Source organism: Pseudoalteromonas sp. HM-SA03 (assembly GCF_002289345.1).
In the GTDB taxonomy this organism is placed as follows: domain Bacteria; phylum Pseudomonadota; class Gammaproteobacteria; order Enterobacterales; family Alteromonadaceae; genus Pseudoalteromonas.
Genome location: NZ_NSDG01000192.1, coordinates 1 through 875, shown reverse-complemented (window position 1 = coordinate 875; position 875 = coordinate 1). Strand labels below are relative to the sequence as shown.

The 875-nt window shown below is 44.3% G+C and carries 1 protein-coding gene; it reads left to right on the top strand.

All coding sequences use genetic code 11. From position 1 onward, the window contains the following. Positions 1-75: 75 nt before the first annotated feature. The coding region (locus CKO50_RS23845; RefSeq protein ID WP_141240186.1) for a transposase at positions 76-875 on the top strand (800 nt) is incomplete at its 3' end.

Sequence of the window (875 nt, the reverse complement as noted above, 5' to 3'; positions counted from 1 at the left end):
CAGACTGTTGAAAAAGGGCTGGACACAGATCTAGCCCTTTGATCTAATAAGCGTAGTGAGTTTAGAGAGTTCACCATGCTTAAAGACAAAACCCCTCAGCAATATGAACTAGAAATGGTCGCTATCGACCAATTGGTTCCAAAAGACCATTTAGTTCGCCTGATTGACCTTGCGATTGATTTCGAATTCATCCGCGATGAAGTCGCCCATCTCTACTGTAAAAACAATGGTCGCCCAGCGGTTGACCCAGTGCGAATGTTCAAGATTTTATTTCTTGGATACCTGTTTGGCATTCAAAGCGAGCGTCGCTTGATTAAGGAAATCCAAGTCAATGTCGCATATCGTTGGTTTTTAGGTATGGGACTAACTGAAGATGTCATCCACCACTCGACGCTAAGCCAAAACCGCATAAAGCGCTTTAAAGACAGCAACATTTATCAATCCATCTTCGATAACATTGTCCGCCAAGCGATGAAGCAAAAACTCATAGGTGGCTATAGCTTATTTGCTGACAGTACACACCTCAAAGCCAATGCCAATAAAAAGCGCTATGACATAGAAGACTTAAAAGTCAGTCCTTCAGTATATGTAGGGCAATTGAACGAAGCGGTACTGCAAGACCGGGAGGATGAAGGAAAAAAGCCCCTGAAGTGTAAGGAAGAAACACCTTGCACAAAACCAACCAAAGTCAGCCGCACCGACCCAGATAGCGGGTTTATGGTACGGGATGAAAAGCCAAAAGGGTTCTTCTATCTAGACCATCGAATTGTGGATGGTAAACACGGCATTATTGTTGATACACACGCCACCGCAGGCAATGTCCATGACTCACAACCTATTATCAGTCGACTCGACAGAGCGCTCGATACCTTTAC